We start from the raw sequence: 20,273 nt of genomic DNA, 5'->3' as shown, positions 1-20,273 counted from the left end.
CTGTCACCCGTTGCCCGTCACCCGTTGCTTGTCAGCCGCTCATCGGCCGGCCGGCTTGACGCCCAGGGCGGGCAGAACCGTTTCTGCAACCCGGTGGGCCTCCTCCAGCAGTGGATTGCCCGAGAGGATGAAGGTGTCGACGCCCAGCTCCTCGAACTCCTGCAAACGCTCGACCACCTGGGCGGTCGAGCCGACCACCGCCGTTCCCGGCCCGGGGCGGAACAGGCTCATCCCCGGCCAGAGGTTGGGGTAGGCCTCCAGTTCCCGGGCCCGCGCCGGCACCTTGCCGCCGTGCTGACGGAACTGCCGCTGCCAGCCGACCCCGTCCTCGCCCTTCGCCTCGCCCAGCTGCCGCGCGTAGGTGGCCTCGCTGGTGACGTCCAGCAGTCGGTCGGCGGCCACCCACGCCTCGTCCTCGGTGTCGCGGACGATCAGGTGCAGCCGCAGCCCGATCCGCAGGGCCCGGCCGTGGGCGGCGGCGCGCTCGCGGACCAGGTCCAGCTTCTCCTTGAGCAGGTGCGGCGGCTCGCCCCAGGTCAGGTAGACGTCCACATGCTGGGCCGCCATCTCGATGCCGGCCGCCGAGCTGCCGCCGAACCAGAGCGGGATGCCGCCGGGCTGCACCGGAGTGAGCTCGCGCAGGCTCGCGCCCGCGTTCGTCAGCTCGTAGAACTCGCCCTTGTGGTCGAAGACTTCGCCTGCGGTCAGCCGCTTGACGATCGACCAGTACTCGGCACTGAGCCGGTAGCGGTCGTCGTGCTCGACGTCCAGGCCGTACTCGCGCAGCTGCGCGGTCGATCCGTTCACCACGTTGAAGCGCAGCCGGCCGCCGTGCAGGTGGTCGAAGCTGAGCGCCATCTTGGCGAGCAGGGTGGGCGAGACCAGCCCCGGGTGGACGGCCAGCAGTGGTTTGAAGGCCGGGGTGGTGGCGGCCGCCAGCGCGCTGCCGAGCGTCCAGACGTCGTACAGGTCGGTCGCGAGCAGTGCGCCGGTGTAACCCAAGCGCTCGACGCTGCCCGCCAGTTGCTGGAGATAGCGGAGGTCGACCGGTCGGCGCCCGGCCGGTTCCCAGGGGTAGTGGCCTTCGCGCGGGATGAGGTACCAGAGGACTTCGGAGGCCACGGGTCAGACCGCCTTCGCGAGCGCGGCGGCCACCGGGGCCTCCAGGGCCGGGAGGTGGGCGTCGGCGACGGTCAGCGACCGGTCGATGAAACCCACACCGTGGAAGATGTCCGCCGCCTCCTGCTGCTCGGCGACGAACCCGGCCGTGGCGGGCTCCAGTTGCCAGGGCAGCGCGACCAGCGCGGACTGCCAGTCCTCCGCCGCGCCGCCCAGCTCCTCCGCGGCGATCGAGGCGGCCTCGGCCGGGTGGGCGGCCACCCAGGCGTCCGCGCGGCGCAGCGCGGTGGCGATCGCGGCGACCACCTCGGGGCGATCGGTCGCGAAGTCCCGGCGGGTGAAGAACACCGAGCGGTCGGTGATGACGTCACCCGTGCGGATCAGTTCGCGGAACTCCCCGCCGCGGCGGGCGGCGGCGAGTTCGGCACCCTGGGCGATCCAGCCGGCGATCTCACCGTCGCGCAACCGCTGCGCCTGGTCCTCACCGGCCCCGGGACGCGCCGGGGTGACGTCATCGCCGTAGGAAAGTCCCTGGGCGTGCAGGGCCTTGGCGAGCAGGTGGGTCTGCCAGGAGCCGACGGAGAGGACGACGGTCGCGCCCTTGAGGTCCGCGACCGTCCGCACCGGGCCGGAGCCCAGGACCAGCAGGGCGCCGTGGTCCGGGCGGGGCGCGGAGACCGCCGCGTAGACGAGGTCGTGACCGGCCGCCTGGGCGGTGATCGGCGGAGTCGAACCGGTGCCGCCGAAGTCGATGACGCCCTCGGCGAGCAGCGTGCCGGTGCGGGTTCCGTCGGCGTAGTGGTGGAAGGCGCCGGTCTCGCCGAGCGGGGCCAGCTCCTCGTCCAGGTACGGGAGTCGGGCGAGGTAGTAGAGCGAGGGGTTGCTGGCGTGGACGCCGAGGGTGACGGTCATCTGGTCAACTCCGGTGGTGGGAAATCGATTTGTCGGAAGTCGGGGAGGTCGGCCGGGAAGGCCTGGGGCGAGCCGGGTCAGTGGAGGGCGGGGAACGACGAGGGACGCCGGGAGAAGCCGGGAACGTCGGAGTGCTCGGGGTCAGTGGACGCCGAGATCGGAGAGCAGTCGGCGCCGCAGCTCGGCGAAGGCCGGATCGGCCGGATCGCGCGGGCGGTCGACGGTGACGACCTCGTCCCGGGCGACCAGGCCGTCACGCAGCACCACGACCCGGTCGGCGAGCCGTACGGCCTCGTCCACGTCATGGGTGACCAACAGCACCGCCGGACGGTGGCGGCGCACCAGGTCGCCGACCAGGTCCTGCATGCGCAGCCGGGTGAGCGCGTCCAGCGCGGCGAACGGCTCGTCGAGCAGGAGCAGTTGCGGCTCCCGGACGAGCGCCCTGGCGAGCGCGACTCGCTGCGCCTCGCCGCCCGAGAGGGTGGCCGGCCAGGCCTCGGCGTGCCGTTCCAGACCGACCTCGGCGAGCGCCTTCAGCCCGGTCTCCCGGGTCGCCGCGCCGCGCGGCAGGCCGACCGTGACGTTGGCCAGCACTCGCTTGGACGGCACCAGCCGGGGCTCCTGGAACACCACGGTGCGGACCGGCGGGACGAGCACGGTGCCCTCGTCGGCCTGGTCGAGGGCGCCGAGGATGCGCAGCAGCGTGGTCTTGCCGGTGCCGCTGGCGCCCAGCAGGGCGACGAACTCGCCGCGGGCGATGGACAGGTCGACGCCGTCGAGCACGGCCCGGGTGCCGAACACCCGGCGCAGACCGCGCAGGTGGACGGCCGGGAGCGCTTCCCCCGGAGCCGAGGGCGGCAGCGTGGCGGTGGCGGACGTTCCGGCGGTCATCGGGCCCCTCCCTGGACTGCCTGGCGCCACGGCATCAGCACGCGCTCCAGGACTCGGACGATGCCGTCGGCGGCGAGACCGAGCAGTCCGTAGATCAGGATGCAGACGGCGAGGACGTCGGTGCGCGAGTAGTTCTGCGCCTGGGCCATCAAGTAGCCGATTCCCTCGGTGGAGTTGATCTCCTCGGCGGCGATCAGGGCGATCACGCTGAGCGTCATCGACAGGCGCAGTCCGGACAGCAGTGAGGGCAGCGCGCCGGGCAGCACGACGGTGCGCACGATCGCCCAGCGGCCGAGGCCGAAGCTGCGCATCGCCTCGACCAGTTTCCGGTCGGTGCTGCGGACCCCGCCCGAGGCGGACACATACATCGGGAAGCTGGTGGCGACTCCGATCAGGGCGACCTTCGCGGTCTCGGTGATGCCGAACCAGACCATGAACAACGGGACCAGGGCCAGGAACGGCACGGTCCGCAGGACCTGGATGGCGGAGTCGAGCAACTCCTCACCGAGGCGGGTGAATCCGGTGACCACACCGAGCACCAGACCGGTGGCGGCGCCGAAGAACAGGCCGAGACCGGCTCGGGTGAGCGAGACGGACAGGGCGTCGGCCAGCTGGCCGTTGCCCCACAACTCCCCCACCGCCTGGGCGACCTGGGCGGGTGAGGCGAGCACGTCCTCGGTGAGCGCGCCGGTGGCGGAGGCCAGCGCCCAGCCGCCGAGGAGGGCGAGCGGGCCGATGGTGCGCAGGGTCACGGCGAGCGCGCGGGGGCGGGGCCGGTGCCGCCGGGTCCGCGGGGCGACCAGTCCGGCCTCCACCGCGGTCCGGGTTTCTTCGGGCGTGAACTTCACGGCGGTGGCAGTCACTTGGCACCGTTCCCGAGCTTGTCGATGTCGATCAGGTACGGCTTGACGTCCACCAGCTGCTTGGTGACCTTCTGGTCGGCGAAGAACTGGGCGACCGTCCCGAAGCGGGCGGTGTCGGCGTCGGAGATGGCGTCGGCCGGGGCGCCCTGCCGGCTGACGTTCACCGCGAGGTCCTTCTCCGCGGGGGTGACGGCGGTCGGGCCCGCGTCGGTGAAGACGTTGAGGTAGGCGGCCGGGTCGGCCTTCTCCTTCTGGCCGTTCTCCCGCAGGTAGGTGTAGAACGCCTTGACCACCTCGGGGTGCTTGTCGGCGAAGCCGTTGCGCACGGCCCAGACTGCGTAGTTGTCGGAGCCCACCTCCTGGCCGTTGACCAGGAAGTGCGCGCCGGCGTTGGCGATGGCGGGCGTGGAGAAGGTGTTCCAGGTCGCCCAGGCGTCCACCTGTCCGGAGTTGAAGACGCCGGAGGTCTGGTCGGCGCGCAGGTAGACCCGCTCCACCTTGTCGGCCGGGACGCCGTTCTTCGCCAGCGCCTTGAGCAGCAGGTACTCGCTGGTGCCGCCCTGGGAGACGGCGACCTTGCGGCCGACGAGGTCCTGGACGGACTTGATGGGTGAGTCGTTCTTCACCAGGATGCCCTCGCCGACACCGTCGGGCGCGGTCTGGGCGAACAGCTTGAAGCCGGGCTTCTGGGAGAGCGCGGCGACGGCCGAGGTGATCGAGCCCAGGGCGACGTCCAGCTGGTCGGCGGAGAGGGCCTGGGCAGCGGGGGCGAAGGGGCCGGCGCTGCCGGTCCAGGCGACCTTGGCGTGCACGGCGGCCAGGGCGCGGTCCAGCGAACCGTCCTTCTTGCCACGGGCGAGGAATCCGTTGTTGCCCGGGTCGGGCAGGCGGAGCACCACATCGGCCTTGCCGCCGGCCCCGCCGTCGGCGGAGGCCTTGGCCCCGTCGGCGGACGAGCCGCAGGCGGCCAGGGCGGTGGAGGCGAGCAGCGCGGTGGCGGCGACGGCGAGGCGGGGGGTCTTCACGGGAATCTCCAAGCGAGTGGCAGATGACAGCTGACAACCGACAGCTGACAACTTTCGAAATCTGTTATCTGAACGCTGTCAGTCGAAGTCTGTGATCCGAACGGCACCGCCGCCGGCACGGAAGTCACCACCGCCACCGGCACCGGCACCGGCACCCGCAGCGCCTCCGCCGGCCGCCCGGCGCGCTCGCAGCAGCTCACGCGCCGCGCGGAGCGGCTCCGGGTCGGCCCACGCCTGGACGTTCACCGGTGCGGCGAGGAAGCCCTGCTCCCCGAGGAAGCGTTCCTGCGCGCCCAGCAGCTCCAGCCGCTCCGCCGACAGGTCGAGGTGCAGAGTGCGGTGGCTGCCCGACGCATAGGCCCCGGCGACGCCCTCGGCTCCGGCCCCGGTCTCGGCCTGCAGGATCCTGGCCACCTCCACCGGGTGCTCCGCCGCCCAGTCGGCCGCCTCCAGCAGCACGGCGAGGAAGCGGGCGACCAGCTCGGGCCGCTCGTCCAGCAGCCGCTGGTGGACGGTGATCGGCCGGGGGGTGCCGTTGTTCACCCGGGCCCGACGGTCCGGCGCCGCGTCCAGCTCCACGGCCACCTCCGCCCCGATGCGGCGGGCCGCCTCGACGGCGAGCGCCCCCTTCACGTACACCGCGTCCACCGTGCCGTCCCGCAGCGCGGCCAGCTCGGCGGACCACTGACCGCCGCCGGGGATGCCGGGGACGTCCACCGGTTCGGAGTCCGCCAGGGTGAGGCCCGCGAGCCCGAGGGCGCCGCGGAACCCGGCCAGGGCCATGGCCCGCCAGAAGTCGATGCCGATGCCATGGCGTGGGATGGCCAGCCGCAGCCCACGCAGCTGGGCGGGCTCGGTGATGCCGCTGCCGGCCCGGACCAGGACCACCTGGCGTTCCTCGATCCAGGTGAGACCGACCAGCCTGGTCGCCTCACCCCGCGAACGGGCCCACAGCGCGGGGACGTTGCCGCCCTCCCGGAAGAGTCCGGTCAGCGCGTGGGTGTAGTGGTGGTCCGCGGCCACCTCGGGCGGGACCTCCTGGAGCGAGCGGACCGCGATGCCCTCGGGGGCGAACTCGCGGGCGAGCCAACCCTGATCAGCGGCGATACCGGTCGCGGTGGGCACCGGGCAGCGGGTGAACCAGAGGGTCTCGGGAAGCGCGGCGGCGCCTTGGGTGCGACTGGACAACGGAGTCGGTCCTCCACGGGAATCCGGCCACGGCCGGAGGAGCTCGGGGGCTCGCGGGCTTGGGAGTCGAAGAGTTCGGGAAGCTCGGGAAATCGGCGACCGATCGCCGAACGATGACCCATGAAGCTTGGTGCGCGAGGGAGTTGCGCATCAGGATGCGACCAGGGCAGGCGACGCGAGAGGTTTCGGTCAGCGACAACACGCACGGAGGGAGAGACACCGGTGGGACGTCACGGCGCTTCTCCTTCCATGGGATCGGGACAGGCGCCGCCTTGGCCGAGTGGCCGTCCGACGCGATGCGACGAGCGTTCCACGGCAGGTGAGCCGGAGGCAAGCGTTTGCCACATGGTGGGATCAGTTGTTCATCAACGCCACGCTATTGCAACGTCGTCGACACAAACCCGCAGCGCGGACTGCCCTACGCTGAGACCGCCTCCGGCCGTCCGGCCGGAGTTCCGAACCGAAACGCGAGGTGCCATGGCCGAGGCCGCCGCCGTCCAGAGTCCGCCGGCCGGTGCGCAGGCCGTCCAGCGCGCGCTCGGCCTGCTGCACTGTTTCCACGACAACGGCCCCGACCTGAGCGCCTCCGACCTGGCCCGCCGAATGGGACTGTCCGTCTCCACCGCGCACCGGCTGGCCCGCACGCTGGTCAGCGCCGGGTTCCTGGAGCAGGACGAACAGACCGCCCGCTACCGGCTCGGTCCGGCCGTCGCCGAACTCGGCCAACTCAGCTTCCACCAGCGCGGCCTGCACCTCGCCGCACCCGAGCTGGAGCTGCTGTCCCGGCGCACCAAGGCGACGGCCGACCTGGCGATCCGCAGCGGAACGCACGCGGTGATCCTGGTCGGCGGCTCGGTCCGCCCGGACACCGGATTGGGCCTGCGCCGCCCGCTGCACTCCACGGCGCTCGGCAAGGTCCTGCTGGCCTGGCCCCGCCCGGGCGAGGGGGCACTGTCGGCGCTCGGCCCGCTCCCCTCCTTCACCGACCGGACCATCACCGAACCGGCTTTACTGGAGGATGAGTTGGCGAGGGTCCGGGAGGCCGGGTTCGCCCTCAACGACGGCGAGTCGGCCACCGGGGTGCGGACGGTGTCCGTGCCCGTGCTGGACGGCGCGGGGCAGGCGCGGTTCGCCCTGGCGGTCCGCTCGACCCCGGCGGACCTCACCGACGCGCGGCTGGACTGGTTCCTCGGCCACACCCGCACCTGCGCGGAAGCCCTCACCGTCCTCCTCCTGCCACCGGATCAACGGCCCTGAGAGCCCGAGGCGCCCCGACATCCCCGACATCCCCGACACCCCTGGCGTCCCCAACCGCCCCAGGCTCCCCCGGCGTCCCCAACCACCCCGGCGCCCCCGTCGACCGCCCGGCGCGACACGACGAAGCAGCGAGCCGCCGCCCGGATGCGGGACGGACGGTCCGCTGCTTCGACCGACAGGTGGCGTCAGGCTCGTCAGACCGTCGCCGGAGTGTACTTGTAGCCCACTCGGCGGACCGTCACGATGGTGTCCCGGTACGCCGTTCCGAGCTTGCGGCGCAGCCGGGCGACGTGCACGTCGACCGTCCGCCCGTCGCCGACGTGGCCGTAGCCCCAGACCGCCGAGACCAGGTGGTCCCGGGTGTGCACCCGCTGCGGGTGCTCGGTCAGGTGGGCGAGCAGTTCGAACTCGAGGTAGGTGAGGTCGAGCAGCCGACCGTCGACATAGGCGTTGCGCCGCTCGGTGTCGACGGAGATGCCGCGTCCGGCCGGGCGGGCCGGACGGATGCCCGCCACGGTCTGGGCGCCGGGCCCGCCCGTCGACGGCTGTGCCCCGGAGACCGGCGGAGTCCCGACGACGGTGCCGGCCGGAGCGACCGGCACCCCCGGCAGGCCGGCGGGCCCTGAGACGGGGCTGTCGGTCGGCACCAGCACCAGGTACCCGACCATCGGACTGCCGTTCAGGCCGCCGAACTGCGTGCCGTACTGGGCGAGCAGGCCCTGCGGCAGCACGCCCTGCGGCAGGGCGGCGACGACGGCCGCCCCCTCCGGCAGCGCGGCGAGCAACGCCTGGGGCACCTGCGGGACGGCCGCGCCCGGCTGCGGGACTGCGGGCGTCGGACGGGCCGGACCGGCGTGCGCCGGGCCGACGTGAGGCGGGCCGGCATGGGGCGGACGGACGTGCGGCGCACGCGCCGCCGCTCCGTGCCACCGGTCGGACACCGGGGTCGGAGGAACGGACGGCCCCGCGGCCCCGGACGCGCCGGGACCGACCGGCACGGCGACGGGGACGGAGGAGACCGGCGGGACGGAACGGACCGCGCGCAGGTGCGGGGTCGCGGTGGGCAGGGGCAGGGTGGCCGTGGAAGAAGAAGACATGGTGTGCCGCTCATTTCGCGCGTGACGGACGGGGTGGAGTCGTCTGCGCGTCGACCGGGCGTACTGCCGGGGCTGGACCGGATCGAACCGGGTCAGCGGGCGGAGAGCCGGGACGCGCTGGGCGAGCCGGGACACGTCTGATCGAACAGGTGCGGCTGCCGGGACGTCCAGAACGGTTCGAGGTCGGGGCGACCCCGTCGGCTGTCCACGGCGCGGCTCCCGCACCGGTTCCACCGTCCGGTCCGTCCGTCCGCGCGCATCGCGGGGGCCGTCCCGGTCGTTCGAGTACGGCCGACGATGCCGGGGGCGGTGCTGGGGCAGACGATGTTCACTGGTTGGTCTCTCCGCTGGGCGGGTCCGGTTGGTCGGCCGCGGGCACGCCGGACGGGCGGTCCGCTACGGCCTGGTCGACGGAATTCGGCGGTGCGTCGGACGCCGGGCCGGATGGGCCGGGAGCGCCGGGGGACGTACCGGGAAGGACAGGCCGGTCAGCGACAACACGCGCTACAGATCAGCGCGTGGTCGATGTAGCGGCGGACGGTGAGCGCCGGAGCGGCGGCACCGGGTATGGCGGCACCGGACGCGGTGCCACCGAACATGGAGTCGCCGGCCGCCGAAGCGTCGGCCGTCCGGGCGCCGGCCGTCGGGAAGCCGGGAACGGCAGTGAGGATGCGTCGTCGTCCGACGGTCATTCCGCTGCCCTCCCCCTTCGTTCCCTGATGCGGCGGCGTACCGCTGCCGGTACCCGCCGATGATGCCTCGCCGGTTCTTCGAAGGCCGTCCGCCGTTCGGCAACGCCCGTGTGAACGGGGCATTTCCGGCGCTCCCGACGGCATGGCCGGGCGGCCCTCGTCCACAGAGCCTTCCACGCCGAGGCCGGTCTAGGCAACCTTCCGCGCAGCGACTGTCCGGGATGTGGACCTCTGGATGAGACGCGTGGAGGAATAGGCAGCTCGGCGCACCGGCCGAGCCGCCCGGACGGGTCGAGGCCGAGTCGAGGCCGGGTCCGGGGTCAGGCCGGGGTGGGGCCGGGGTGGGGCGGCCGCCGAGACGCGTGGCGTCCCCGACGGGGCAGCCTCACGGAGGCGACCCGCCGGGGCGGCCGGGCCACCGTCAGGCGCCGACCGGCGCGCGGTGCCGACGGGCGGCGGCGTGCTCGACCAACGCCACCAGCAGGTCCTTGCCGTCCTGGCGCGACCGCGCGTCACACAGCAGCACCGGGATCTCCGGGCCGAGGTCGAGCGCCTCGCGGACCTCGTCCGGCGCGAACCGCTCGGTGCCGTCGAAGCAGTTCACCGCGACCACGAACGGGATGCCGCGCTGCTCGAAGAAGTCGACCGACGGGAAGCAGTCCGCCAGCCGCCGGGTGTCCGCGAGCACCAGGGCGCCGAGCGCGCCCCGCGCCAACTCGTCCCAGACGAACCAGAACCGGTCCTGCCCCGGGGTCCCGAACAAATAGAGGGCAAGGCCCGGGCGCAGGTCGATCCGGCCGAAGTCCATCGCGACGGTGGTGGTGCGCTTGGCCTCCACCCCCGAGGTGTCGTCCACCGGGCGGCCCAGCTCGCTGAGTTCCTCCTCGGTGCGCAGCGGCCGGATCTCGCTGACCGAGCCCACCAGGGTGGTCTTGCCCGCGCCGAAGCCGCCCGCGACCAGGATCTTCACCGCGACGGCCGGACCGCCGCGCCAGCGCGGGTCGTTGGCGTTCGCGTCATGGACCGCGTCACGGGCCCCGTCACGGGCCCTGTCATGGGCCCCGCCCTGGGCCGCTTGAGCCTCGAGGCGGGGGCGGGGGTGAGGGTCAGAGCGCACGGAGTCCATTGATCACGTCTCGCAGCAGGCGCTCGTCCGGCAGCTCGGCGAGCGGAACGGGTCGGGTGACGCTGATCAGGTCGGCGTCGTAGAGGTCACCGAGCAGCACCCGCACCACGCTGACCGGCAGGTCGGTGTAGGAGCCGAGCTCGGCGACGGAGAGCGGCTCGCGGCGGCACAGGGCGAGCAGCGTCTGGTGCTCCGGGTCGAGGACGTGCGCGGGCACGGCCCCCGCGACCGGCCCGGGGTCGACGGCGGTGATCAGCGAGATCAGGTCGAACAGCCCTTCCTCGACCGGCCGGGTGCGGCCGCGGGTCATCGAGTAGAGCCGCACCACCGGCCCGGCCTCGTCGTCGAACCAGCGGTCGTCGACCGGGGTGCGCGGCCGGAACAGGTCGATGTCGGGCGTGTCCGGGGTCGTCTGTCCGTCCTCGGCCGACGCCGCCGGGCCCGGTGGAGCGTCGGCGCCGGACGGCCCACCGGCCCCGGACGGCCCCACCGTGCCCACCGGCACCTGGGGGCCGTCCGACGCCTTCGGGCCGTCCGGCACGTCCGCGTTCGGATCCGCCATCGGACAGCTCACCTCACCGGCGGGGCGGTTTCGGTGCGCGGTTCGGCGGCCATGTGCTCGCCGACCCGCTTGACCAGCAGCGCCATCTCGTAGGCGATCTGGCCGATGTCCGCCTCGGCCTCGCTGAGCACGGCCAGGCAGCTGCCGTCGCCCGCGGCCGTGATGAACAGGAAGGCCTCGTCCAGCTCCACCATGGTCTGCCGGACGCCGCCGACCTTGAAGTGCCCTCCGGCGCCCTTCGCCAGGCTGTGGAAGCCGGCGGCGACGGCTGCCAGGTGTTCGGCGTCCTCGCGGTCGAGGTCGCGGGAGGCACCGGTGGCCAGGCCGTCGTTGGAGAGGATCACCGCGTGCCGCAGGGCCGCGACGCGCCCCACCAGGTCGTCCAGGAGCCAGTTGAGGTCTCCGGACGACTGCATCGACGTGGTCATGAATCAGTTCCTTCCGCTGGAGCGGGTGGTGCGGGTCGTGCGGGTGGAGCGGGTCGTGCGGGTCGTGCGGGCGGTTCGGGCACAACAGGTGGTTCCGGTACGCCCGGTGGCACGGGCGCACCCGGCACACCGGACACCCGAGGGCCGGTGCCCGACCCCGTCGGTACGGGCGGTACCGGCGGCAGCCGACGGACGAGCGGTGCCCTGCCGGTGTCCCGGGGCGCGGGCAGCGCCGCCGGGGCCGGCCCCGGGCTGATCGCCTTGCGCGACCGGTCCGGCGGCTGCCAGGCCGGGACGGCGGCGGGCCGCCCGTTCCCCTGTCCGGAACGATCGTCCGGCGTCCCGGGACGATCCGTCAACGGAGCGCCGCGCCCCCGGGTGAAGCCGCGCTGGAACGAGGCGAAGGTGGCTCTGGCCTCCTCGGGCGAACGCTCCCGGACCTCCCGGACCTCCCGGGTCTCCCGGGTCTCCCCGGTTCCGGTGCCGCCCGCGGCCGTCCGGCCCCCGGCCCCGCCGTCGGCTCCGTCCCCGGCACGCAACCGTTCCTTCAGCTGATCCGTGAGCTGCTCCCTGAGCTGGGGCGCCAGGTTCGCCTGCCGGACCCGCCGGGGCAGGCCACCCGCCGTCCGGGGCACCGCGTCCACGGGCGCCGCCTCGACCGGGACGGCCGGCGCGAACGGGGCAGCGCCCGCCCGGACAGCGTCGGCCGCCGGTCCGGCCGCTGCCGCGGCGACCGCAGCCTCGGCCGCCGCCACCACGACGTCATCCCGCCGGTGCCGCCCCGTCCCCGGCGCGTCCTCGGTGTCCGCCGACGGCGCGGCGACCAGGACCGGCCCGCCCGTGGCCCGCGAGGCCCGGCGCGGCAGCCCGCCCGCCGTGCGGCCCGGCTCCGTCACGGAGGGCCGCGGCCCGCCCGTCGTCCCCCGGTGCCGGCCTCCGTCGCCCGCCCCCGCCCCTGCCCTAGCAGCGGCACCGGCACCGGCACGGCCGCCGGAACCGGCACCCCCCGACCCGGGCACCGCGACCAGGTCCCGCTGCCCGCGCCGCCCGCCCGACGCCACCGGCCGCGGCGCGGCCGCGCCCGGCTCCGGCAGCCCGTCGGGTGCCTCGGCGAGCAGTTCGCGCGGGATCAGCACCACCGCCGTCGTCCCGCCGTACGGGGACGGCCGCAGGTGCACCCGGATGCCGTGCCGCCGGGCCAACCGGCTGACCACGAACAGGCCCAGCCGGTCGGTGTCGGCGAGGTCGAACTCCTGCTCCACGGCGAGGCGTTCGTTGATCTCGGCGAGCAGCTGCTCGCTCAGCCCGAGGCCGCGGTCGTCGATCTCCAGCGCGAAGCCGTGCGCCACCACCTCGCCCTGGACGGTGACCTGGGTGGTCGGCGGGGAGAACACCGCCGCGTTCTCGACGAGTTCGGCGACCAGGTGGGTGACGTCCGCGACGGCGCTGCCGAGCAGGCCGGTGCCGGGGAAGGGACGGACGATCACCCGGGCGTAGTCCTCGACCTCGCCGACCGCCGCCCGGACCACGTCCACCATCCGGACCGGCTTGCGCCAGGCGCGCCCGGGCGAGCCGCCGGCCAGGATGATCAGACCCTCGGCATGGCGGCGCATGCGGGTGGTGAGGTGGTCGACCTTGAAGAGGTCCTCCAGCTCCGCCGGGTCCTCGGTGCGGCGCTCCATGGTGTCGAGCAGGGTGAGCTGGCGGTGCAGCAGCACCTGGCTGCGCCGGGCCAGGTTGACGAACACCGCCGAGACCCCGCGCCGCAGTTCGGCCTGTTCGACGGCGGCCTCGACGGCGGCCCGCTGCACCGCGTTGAAGGCCTGGCCGACCTGGCCGATCTCGGCGTCGCCGAAGTGCAGTTCGGGCGCCTCGGCGGCCACGTCCACCGGCTCGCCGCGGCGCAGCCGCAGCATGACGGACGGCAGCCGGGTGCCGGCCAGTTCGTCGGCCGCGTTGCGCAGGCCGATCAGTTCGCGGGCCAGGCCCCGGCCGATCCGGAACGAGATCATGATCGACAGCACGACCGCGACCAGGCCGACCGCACCGGCGATGCCGCCGCGCCAGAGCATCCCCATCGCGGTGGAGCGCGCGCGCTCGTCCAGCCCGGCGGAGATCCGGGCGTTGATCGAGGCCAGGTCCCCCAGTGCCCGGTCGGCGGTCTCCCGCCAGGAGTCGCTGGTGAGCGCCTGGACCACCCGGTCGGGGCCGCCGGCACCGACGAAGTCCGCCTCGGCCCGGGCGAGCGCGCCCCAGGCCTCGCCGCCGCGCAGCGCGAGGTAGTCGGACTGGTCGGCGGGTTCGAGCTCCGCGACGTAGACGGTGAACAGGGCCTGCTGGTTGTGCAGGGCGTCCAGCGCGGCCTGGTACTGCTCGGCGGTGGGCTTGGCCACGCCGGTGCGCAGGCCCTCCATCGCCGCGTCCTCCTGCGCCAGGTACTCGCGGGCGCGCACCAGCTCGATCAGGATGGTCCCCTGGCGCGGTAGTTGGCCGCTCTGCCGGGCGACGTAGGCGGAACGGAAGCCGAACACCGGCTTGACCAGGTCGCTGTACTGGCCGAGCGCGAACTCCCAGTTCAGCGCCGAGCGGCCGACCTGGGCGCGCAGCGGTCCGAGCTGGTCGGCGGCGGCGATGATCTGCACGAAGCGGCCGCGCTGGGGGGCCGAGAGCTTGCCTCCGGAGCCGTCCTTCTTCTGCCGCAGCACCTCCAGGCTGCGGTCGGTGGCGGCCTTGGCCCGCTCGTAGTCCTCCCTGGCAGCCGGCGTACGCGGGTCGGCCAGCCGCCGGACGGCGGCACGACGCTCGTTCTGGAGGTCGCCGGTGTACTGGTCGACCGGGCCCGCGAACTCCTTGTACGTACGGGTGATCCCGAGCTGGTTCCAGACGTCTCCGGTGGTGGCGATCGTCGCGTACGCCCACAGGGCGGTGAGCGCGACGATGGGCACCAGGAGCAGCGCGATGATCTTCGCGCGGATCGAGCTGCTGCGCAGACGCATGGAGTCCTCGTGCGGGAAGGTGCCGGGCGCGGACGGGGAGCGGCGGGGCCGGTGGGCGGACGGGGTCGGGGCGAGGTCGGAGCGGGTCGGGGCGGTGCCGTGGCGGGCCGGTTCGGGGCTGGCGGGTCGGGGGTGGGGCGGAGCGGCTCGGGGGCGGATCGAAGGGTCCTGGGAATGGTCTGGGAAAAGGTCTGGGGAGGGCTCCCGGCCGTAGGTCTGCGAGACTCTACTACGCCCTGACCACTCGTTCGAGGGGCGAACCAGTCCACTTGCCGGTCTCGCCCCGCACGCGCCGGAAACCGGTCGCCCCGCCTCCGCCATGCGCCCGCCATGCGCCCGGCATCGCCCGGATGAACGGCATGTCCGCCTGGCCCGGACACCCCGCGCCCTCCCCGGTTCCTCCGCGGTTCGTCCCCGCCGCCTCCCCGTGACCGCCCGCACCTCCCCGGCCACGACACCACCGGTGGCGACCCGTGCCGATCTCGTCGTGTCACCGACACAACCCTGGGCAGTGACGGAGTGATCCGATAGTTTCGGCCCACTTCGAACCACCGTCACCGAACCGGGGAGGACCGTGCGCGAGTTCACCACCCCCGCCCCGGCCGCGCCCGAGGCCGCCGGAGGACTCGCCGACTCCCTGTACGACACCGCCGAGCGCGCCCCCGACCTGGTCCAGCTGTCCTGGCGGACCGAGGACGGGCAGTGGCGGGACGTCACCGCCCGGCAGTTCCGGGACCAGGTGCTCGCCCTCGCCAAGGGCCTGCTCACCCACGGCGTGCGCTACGGGGACCGGGTCGCCCTGATGTCCCGCACCCGCTACGAGTGGACGCTGTTCGACTACGCACTCTGGTCGATCGGCGCGATCACCGTCCCGGTCTACCCCACGGCCGCTCCCGAACAGGTGCGCTGGATCCTCGCCGAGACCCAGGCGGTGGCCTGCCTGGTCGAGGACGAGGACGCCGCGATGACGGTCGGCGCGGTCTGCGACGCGCTGCCCGACCTCACCGGCATCTGGCAGCTGGACCGGGACTGCGTCACCACGATCACCGAGGACGGCCGCGGCGTGCCGGACTCCCTGGTGCACCGCGGGCGCCTGGGCGTCGCCGCCGGGAACATCGCCACGGTCGTCTACACCTCGGGCACCACCGGCCGCCCCAAGGGCTGCCTGATCACCCACGCCAACCTGGCCGCCGAGGCCGACGCCCTGCTCGCCGGCTGGGGCGAGGTCCTGCGCGACACCGGCGGCGGCCGGCCCGCCACCCTGCTGTTCCTGCCGCTCGCGCACGTCTACGGACGGGCGGTGCAGGTCGCGGCGATCCGCGGCGGCCTCCGGATCGGACACATCCCCGAGGTCTCCACCGGTGCGCTGCTGCCCGCCCTGGAGACCTTCCGCCCGACGGTCCTGCACGCCGTGCCGTACGTCTTCGAGAAGATCTTCCAGCAGGCCCGGCAGGCCGCCGAGGACGCCGGGCGCGGCGAACTCTTCGAGCAGGCCCGGCAGGTGGCCGTGGACTGGGCCGCCGCCCGGGAGCAGAGGGCCTTCGGCCGCGGCCCCGGCCCGAGTGCGACCCTGCGGCTGCGCCACCTCGCCTACGAGCGGACCGTCTACCCGAAGCTGCGGGCGGTGTTCGGCGGCCGGGTGCGCAGCGTGATGTGCGGCGGCTCCACGCTGCGGCGCGAGCTGGGCCTGTTCTTCACCGGCGCCGGCCTCCAGCTGTACGAGGGTTACGGGTTGACCGAGACCACCGCCGCGATCACCGCCAACCCGGCCGGGCGGCAGAAGCTCGGCACGGTCGGCCGACCGGTGCCGGGCGCCTCGGTCGCGATCGCCGACGACGGCGAGGTGTGGGTGCGCGGCGGCTCGGTCTTCGGCGGCTACCTCAACCATCCGCGCTGCACCGCCGAGTCGCTGGTCGACGGCTGGTTCGCGACCGGCGACCTGGGCCGGCTGGACGAGGACGGCTACCTCAGCATCACCGGCCGCAAGAAGGACCTGATCGTCACCAGCAGCGGCAAGAACCTCGCCCCGGCGGCCCTGGAGGAACGGGTCGAGGCGCACCCGCTGGTCTCCCAGTGCCTGGTGGTGGGCGACGACCGGCCGTACGTGGCCGCACTGGTCACGCTCGACCCGGCGGCACTGTCGCACTGGCTGAAGACCCGCGGCCGGGCGCAGGCCGACCCGTGGACGGTGCTCGCGGACGAGGAGCTGCACACGGAGATCCAGCGTGCGGTGGCGGCCGCCAACACGGCGGTGTCGCGGGCCGAGTCGATCCGCGCGTTCCGGCTGCTGCCACGGGAGTTCAGCCAGGATCAGGGGATGCTGACCCCCTCGCTCAAGCTGCGCCGGGCGGCGATCACGGAGCACTACGCGGCGGACATCGAGGAACTGTACCTGTCCTGAACATGGACCTCCCGCCGAATCTCTGACGCACCGTCTCGTCCCTTGTGCCCCAGGCGCGATGGAGCCGGGTTCATCCGCCGTTCCCTTGACGACCCCATTGGTCTAGTCCATCGTTGCGATTCCCGCTCACGCCCTCCCCACGGGCGTGCCCCCACCTGCTGGAGTCCTCACGTGTCGATGTCCACGCGCCTGTCCGCGCTGGCCGCCTCGGTCGCGCTGCTCACCGGTCTCACCGTGCCGGCGGCCTCCGCCGACGCTCCCCCGACCGTCAACCTCGCCACCAACCCCGGCTTCGAACTGCCCTCCCCCGACCTCGCCGACTGGGGCGGCATCCCCGGCTGGAGCTGCACCGGCGGCCCGGCCGAAGCGGCCGTCACCACCACCGCCGCGCACAGCGGCACCTCCGCGCTCACCGTCACCCCGGCGACCGACGACTCCACCGGCGAGTGCGCGCAGACCGTCGCGGTCCAGCCCGGCACCACCTACACGGCCTCCGCGTGGGTGCGCGGCAACTTCGTCCACCTGGGCGCCACCGGCACCGGCAAGGACGTCGCGCCTGCCTGGACGGAGTCCACCGGCGGCGACTGGCAGCGGCTGACCACCCGGTTCACCACCGGCCCGAGAACTCGCAGCATCCGGCTGTACGTCCACGGCTGGTACCAGCAGGGCCCGTTCTCGGTGGACGACGTCCGGGTGGACGGCCCCGCACCCGCCCCGGCGGTGCAGGCCGGCTCCGTCCCCACCACTGACAAGGTCGTCTTCTTCACCGTGGACGACGGCTGGCAGCGCACCCCGGAGGCGGAGAAGTTCATCGCCGACCACCGGTTGCCGGTCACCGCCTTCCCGCTGCCGATGCCGGCCGCCACCGACCCCACCTTCTTCAAGCGGGTCACCGCCGTGGCCGGCTCCTCGGTGCAGGACCACAGCGTCTCCCACACCGACCTCAGCACGCTCCCGCTGGACCGGCAGCAGGTCGAGATCTGCGACGCCCGTGACTCGCTGACCCGCCTCTTCGGCACCGCGCCGACGGTCTTCCGCCCGCCGTTCTTCTCCTGGAACGCCGACACCCTGCAGGCCGCCGCCAACTGCGGCATCCGCACCGTGCTCACCGCCGACGCGGACTTCAGCTGGGGCGCCTCCAACATCTGGCACCCGGGCCTGCTGCAGCCGGGCGACGTCGTGCTGATGCACTGGACCGACACCCTCGCCACCGACCTCCAGCGCGCCCTGGCCGCCGCCGACGCCGCCGGGCTCAAGCCGGCCGGTCTGGCCGACTACCTGCGCTGAGTGACTGTCCGCGTCGGCCGGCTGTCCGTGCCGACCGGCCCCGGGAGGGACCCGCCCCGGGACCGACCGCCCGACGCGCCGCCGCCTCCGCAGGGAGCGGCGGCGCGTCGCCGTTCGGCACCGAGGTGAGTCGCCGCTCGGTGCGGCGACCGGACGGCGATCTCGCTCGTTGACAGCGCGGCCGCGGCCTCGCTGTAATAGGGCCGTGCAGCGCGGCGTCGGCCACAGAGCAGTGGGCCGGCCGACAGCCGAGCGAGCACCTTGCCGAAGGGACGACGCGCGATGAGCACTCTCTCCGCCGCCCTGATCTGACGCCCGGCGGCCACCGTGGTGCCCACGTACGCGAGGTACACGAGGTGCGCGAGGTGCGCCCCCGCGACGCCCGTCCGCTGACCGGCGTTCCGCGCCCGGCGCTCCATGACCTGCCTCCTGCGACCCCGCGTCCCGTGACCGGCGTCGCCGGATGCGAGACCGGTCACGACACCGACAACGGCACCGACACCGCGTGTGGCCGCGTTCCCCCTTCCCCTGTGGAGACTTCACCGCACACACATGACCATGTCCTTCAACCTGCACGTCATCGAGGAGTTCCGCGCCAACGGCGGGCGGGTCGGCGGCCCGTTCGAGGGCGGCGACCTGCTGTTGCTGACCACCACCGGGGCACGCTCCGGGCGGCCGCACACCGTGCCGCTCGGATACGTCCGGGCTCAGGGGCTGCTCCTGGTCGTCGCCTCGGCCGCCGGAGCGCCCGAACACCCCCAGTGGTACCGCAACCTCCTCGTCCACCCGGTGACCCGGGTCGAGCTCGGCACCGAGTCCTTCGACACCATCGCCGTACCCGCCGAAGGCGCCCGCCGGGAACGGCTGTTCGCCGCCGTCGTCCGGCAGGCTCCGGGCTACGGCGACTACCAGGAGCGAACCGACCGGGAGTTGCCGGTCGTCATCCTGGAACGATCCGAACGGCCCGCGCGGCCCGAACGGCCCGCGCGGCCCGGACGGCCCGAGCCATCCGGGCTGTCCTCCGGCGGCCGGGAGCCCGTGGTGCGCAGCCTCGCCGACAGGCTGCTGGAGGCGCACACGTGGTTGCGCGCGCAACTGCGCCACGTGAGAACGCAGGCGCACGCCCACGTCCCCGGCCGACCGGTCGCACTCGGGTTCCAACTACGGCAACACTGCCTGGCGTTCTGCGACGGGCTGACACACCACCACACCGGCGAGGACGCCGCGATCTTCCCCGCTCTGGCGCGCAGCCACCCGGAGCTGGCGGACGTCCTGGACCGGCTCGGTGAACAGCATCGGGCGATCGGGCGGATCAAGGCGGACCTGGTCGCGCTGATGGCCGGGATCGCGGACGCCGAACCGGCGCGGCTCCGGGCGGAACTGGACCGGATGGCCTCCGAACTGGAGGCCCACCTCGACTTCGAGGAGGCGGAACTGCTGCCGGTGCTCGCCGGCATCCCCTTCCCGCCGACCGGGCCCGTCCCGCCGACAGGGCGGATTCCTGCCGGGAGTTGAAACGGCGTTGCCGCCGCCCTCTCCCGAGGTGCGGGAGAGGGCGGCGGCGCGGGCACATCCCGGGCCGGGGCGCCCGTTGCGGCGGCCCTTACTTCGAGGAGAAGACCGGGAGGTAGCCGCCGGACTGACCGGCCGCCTTCGGGTGGTAGCTCTCGCCGACCGGGATGGTGGTGCTGTTCAGCCAGGTGGTCAGCGAGCCGCAGATCTCGTGCTCGGCGAAGATGCTGCGGACGTCACCGAAGGCGAAGCCCGCGTTGGCGGCACGCTTCGCGAGGACGCCGTCCAGCGTGTCGGCGGCACCGTTGATGGCGGAGCGCTTGGTGTCGCTGATGCCGAAGATGCAGCTGCCGCCGATCTTGTAGATGTGCGGGTAGCCCATCACCACGACGTGGGCGTTCGGGGACTTGGACTTGATCGCCGAGTACACCTTGTCCAGCTGGCCGGGCAGCGTGTTGTTGGCGTAGTTCTTGGCCGTGTTGACGGCGTTGATGCAGTCGGTGTCCGAGCCGAGGACACAGGTCTGCATGGTGTCGGCGAAGCCCGCGTCGTTGCCGCCGACCGAGATGCTGACCAGCGTGGTGCCGGCGTCCAGGGCGGAGATCTGGCTGTTCAGGATGTCGCCGGTCTTGGCGCCCGAACAGGCGACGAACTTGAAGGAGGACGGCGAGTGCGCGTTCTTCCAGAGGTACGCGTACGCGTTGGTGCTGCGCTTGCAGTCGCCGCTGTCGCTCAGGTAGCTGCCGGCGCCGACGCCGGAGGAGTACGAGTCACCGAGGGCCACGTAGTTGACGCCGGCGGCGTTCGCGGAGGAGGCGGCGAAGAGCGTCGTCATGCTGAGGCCTGCGGCGACGACGGCAATGGACAGGGCACGGGCAGGGCGGAACATCGCATCTCCAGTGGGGTGGCGTGGCGAG

The 20,273-nt window shown here is 73.6% G+C and carries 17 protein-coding genes; 4 read left to right on the top strand and 13 right to left on the bottom strand.

Features of this window, described 5'->3' with window-relative positions; translation table 11 throughout:
• Positions 1-39: 39 nt before the first annotated feature.
• From ACFRMQ_RS04080 to ACFRMQ_RS04055, 6 genes are all read right to left on the bottom strand, one after another.
• Complete coding sequence (locus ACFRMQ_RS04080) at positions 40-1,122, bottom strand: LLM class flavin-dependent oxidoreductase (RefSeq protein ID WP_380726655.1); 1,083 nt, start codon at positions 1,120-1,122, stop codon at positions 40-42.
• Between the two features lie 3 nt (positions 1,123-1,125).
• Positions 1,126-2,031, bottom strand: a complete 906-nt coding sequence (locus ACFRMQ_RS04075; RefSeq protein WP_380726653.1) for an ABC transporter substrate-binding protein — start codon at positions 2,029-2,031, stop codon at positions 1,126-1,128.
• A gap of 141 nt (positions 2,032-2,172) precedes the next feature.
• On the bottom strand, positions 2,173-2,922 hold the full coding sequence (locus tag ACFRMQ_RS04070) for an ABC transporter ATP-binding protein (protein WP_380726651.1): 750 nt from the start codon (positions 2,920-2,922) through the stop codon (positions 2,173-2,175).
• Positions 2,919-3,785, bottom strand: a complete 867-nt coding sequence (locus ACFRMQ_RS04065) for an ABC transporter permease (RefSeq protein WP_380726649.1) — start codon at positions 3,783-3,785, stop codon at positions 2,919-2,921. Before ACFRMQ_RS04065 ends, ACFRMQ_RS04070 begins: the two co-directional genes overlap by 4 nt.
• Positions 3,782-4,810, bottom strand: coding sequence for an NrtA/SsuA/CpmA family ABC transporter substrate-binding protein (locus ACFRMQ_RS04060; protein ID WP_380726647.1), 1,029 nt, complete (start codon positions 4,808-4,810; stop codon positions 3,782-3,784). The genes ACFRMQ_RS04065 and ACFRMQ_RS04060 overlap by 4 nt, the downstream gene beginning before the upstream one ends.
• Before the next feature lie 78 nt (positions 4,811-4,888).
• Positions 4,889-5,998, bottom strand: a complete 1,110-nt coding sequence (locus ACFRMQ_RS04055; protein ID WP_380726645.1) for an ABC transporter substrate-binding protein — start codon at positions 5,996-5,998, stop codon at positions 4,889-4,891.
• 477 nt (positions 5,999-6,475) lie between these two features.
• Here ACFRMQ_RS04055 and ACFRMQ_RS04050 point away from each other — a divergent pair, with 477 nt between their 5' ends.
• Positions 6,476-7,255 carry an IclR family transcriptional regulator gene (locus tag ACFRMQ_RS04050; protein ID WP_380726643.1) on the top strand — a complete coding sequence of 260 codons (780 nt, stop codon included), beginning with the start codon at positions 6,476-6,478 and terminating at the stop codon, positions 7,253-7,255.
• A gap of 194 nt (positions 7,256-7,449) precedes the next feature.
• Here ACFRMQ_RS04050 and ACFRMQ_RS04045 read toward each other — a convergent pair whose 3' ends face one another.
• The 6 genes from ACFRMQ_RS04045 to ACFRMQ_RS04020 all read right to left on the bottom strand — a co-directional run bounded on the left by ACFRMQ_RS04045 (position 7,450) and on the right by ACFRMQ_RS04020 (position 14,156).
• Positions 7,450-8,352, bottom strand: a complete 903-nt coding sequence (locus ACFRMQ_RS04045; protein ID WP_380726641.1) for a winged helix-turn-helix domain-containing protein — start codon at positions 8,350-8,352, stop codon at positions 7,450-7,452.
• A 488-nt stretch (positions 8,353-8,840) separates the two neighbouring features.
• Complete coding sequence (locus ACFRMQ_RS04040; RefSeq protein WP_380726639.1) at positions 8,841-9,044, bottom strand: hypothetical protein; 204 nt, start codon at positions 9,042-9,044, stop codon at positions 8,841-8,843.
• Positions 9,045-9,465: 421 nt separating this feature from the next.
• On the bottom strand, positions 9,466-10,014 hold the full coding sequence (locus tag ACFRMQ_RS04035) for an ATP/GTP-binding protein (protein ID WP_380726681.1): 549 nt from the start codon (positions 10,012-10,014) through the stop codon (positions 9,466-9,468).
• Between the two features lie 136 nt (positions 10,015-10,150).
• Positions 10,151-10,480 (bottom strand): DUF742 domain-containing protein, encoded by a 330-nt coding sequence (locus ACFRMQ_RS04030; RefSeq protein ID WP_380726679.1) that lies wholly within the window; start codon positions 10,478-10,480, stop codon positions 10,151-10,153.
• A 260-nt stretch (positions 10,481-10,740) separates the two neighbouring features.
• A complete protein-coding gene (locus ACFRMQ_RS04025) occupies positions 10,741-11,160 on the bottom strand; it encodes a roadblock/LC7 domain-containing protein (RefSeq protein ID WP_049652175.1) in 420 nt (139 codons plus the stop codon).
• Positions 11,157-14,156, bottom strand: a complete 3,000-nt coding sequence (locus ACFRMQ_RS04020) for a nitrate- and nitrite sensing domain-containing protein (protein WP_380726637.1) — start codon at positions 14,154-14,156, stop codon at positions 11,157-11,159. The genes ACFRMQ_RS04025 and ACFRMQ_RS04020 overlap by 4 nt, the downstream gene beginning before the upstream one ends.
• A 574-nt stretch (positions 14,157-14,730) precedes the next feature.
• Here ACFRMQ_RS04020 and ACFRMQ_RS04015 point away from each other — a divergent pair.
• From ACFRMQ_RS04015 to ACFRMQ_RS04005, 3 genes are all read left to right on the top strand, one after another.
• Entirely contained in the window at positions 14,731-16,557 is a 1,827-nt protein-coding gene (locus ACFRMQ_RS04015; protein WP_380726635.1) for an AMP-dependent synthetase/ligase, read from the top strand.
• Between the two features lie 177 nt (positions 16,558-16,734).
• On the top strand, positions 16,735-17,844 hold the full coding sequence (locus ACFRMQ_RS04010) for a polysaccharide deacetylase family protein (protein ID WP_380726677.1): 1,110 nt from the start codon (positions 16,735-16,737) through the stop codon (positions 17,842-17,844).
• Positions 17,845-18,396: 552 nt separating this feature from the next.
• Complete coding sequence (locus ACFRMQ_RS04005; RefSeq protein WP_380726633.1) at positions 18,397-19,359, top strand: nitroreductase/quinone reductase family protein; 963 nt, start codon at positions 18,397-18,399, stop codon at positions 19,357-19,359.
• 88 nt (positions 19,360-19,447) lie between these two features.
• On the opposite strand, the gene ACFRMQ_RS04000 is transcribed toward ACFRMQ_RS04005, so the two are convergent.
• Positions 19,448-20,245, bottom strand: coding sequence for an SGNH/GDSL hydrolase family protein (locus tag ACFRMQ_RS04000; protein ID WP_380726631.1), 798 nt, complete (start codon positions 20,243-20,245; stop codon positions 19,448-19,450).
• Between the last annotated feature and the right edge of the window lie 28 nt (positions 20,246-20,273).

Source organism: Kitasatospora sp. NPDC056783 (assembly GCF_042789895.1).
Taxonomy (GTDB): domain Bacteria; phylum Actinomycetota; class Actinomycetes; order Streptomycetales; family Streptomycetaceae; genus Kitasatospora.
The sequence above is the reverse complement of the archived record's forward strand: the minus strand, read 5'-3'. Positions and strand labels throughout refer to the sequence as shown.

What these genes read in the sequence shown, in the direction of transcription:
- ACFRMQ_RS04040 (WP_380726639.1), bottom strand. Translation starts at nt 9,044, where the DNA reads ATGACCGTCGGACGACGACGCATCCTCACTGCCGTTCCCGGCTTCCCG.
- ACFRMQ_RS04025 (WP_049652175.1), bottom strand. Translation starts at nt 11,160, where the DNA reads ATGACCACGTCGATGCAGTCGTCCGGAGACCTCAACTGGCTCCTGGAC.
- ACFRMQ_RS04010 (WP_380726677.1), top strand. Translation starts at nt 16,735, where the DNA reads ATGTCCACGCGCCTGTCCGCGCTGGCCGCCTCGGTCGCGCTGCTCACC.
- ACFRMQ_RS04050 (WP_380726643.1), top strand. Translation starts at nt 6,476, where the DNA reads ATGGCCGAGGCCGCCGCCGTCCAGAGTCCGCCGGCCGGTGCGCAGGCC.
- ACFRMQ_RS04005 (WP_380726633.1), top strand. Translation starts at nt 18,397, where the DNA reads ATGACCATGTCCTTCAACCTGCACGTCATCGAGGAGTTCCGCGCCAAC.
- ACFRMQ_RS04075 (WP_380726653.1), bottom strand. Translation starts at nt 2,031, where the DNA reads ATGACCGTCACCCTCGGCGTCCACGCCAGCAACCCCTCGCTCTACTAC.
- ACFRMQ_RS04000 (WP_380726631.1), bottom strand. Translation starts at nt 20,245, where the DNA reads ATGTTCCGCCCTGCCCGTGCCCTGTCCATTGCCGTCGTCGCCGCAGGC.
- ACFRMQ_RS04045 (WP_380726641.1), bottom strand. Translation starts at nt 8,352, where the DNA reads ATGTCTTCTTCTTCCACGGCCACCCTGCCCCTGCCCACCGCGACCCCG.
- ACFRMQ_RS04020 (WP_380726637.1), bottom strand. Translation starts at nt 14,156, where the DNA reads ATGCGTCTGCGCAGCAGCTCGATCCGCGCGAAGATCATCGCGCTGCTC.
- ACFRMQ_RS04030 (WP_380726679.1), bottom strand. Translation starts at nt 10,480, where the DNA reads ATGACCCGCGGCCGCACCCGGCCGGTCGAGGAAGGGCTGTTCGACCTG.
- ACFRMQ_RS04070 (WP_380726651.1), bottom strand. Translation starts at nt 2,922, where the DNA reads ATGACCGCCGGAACGTCCGCCACCGCCACGCTGCCGCCCTCGGCTCCG.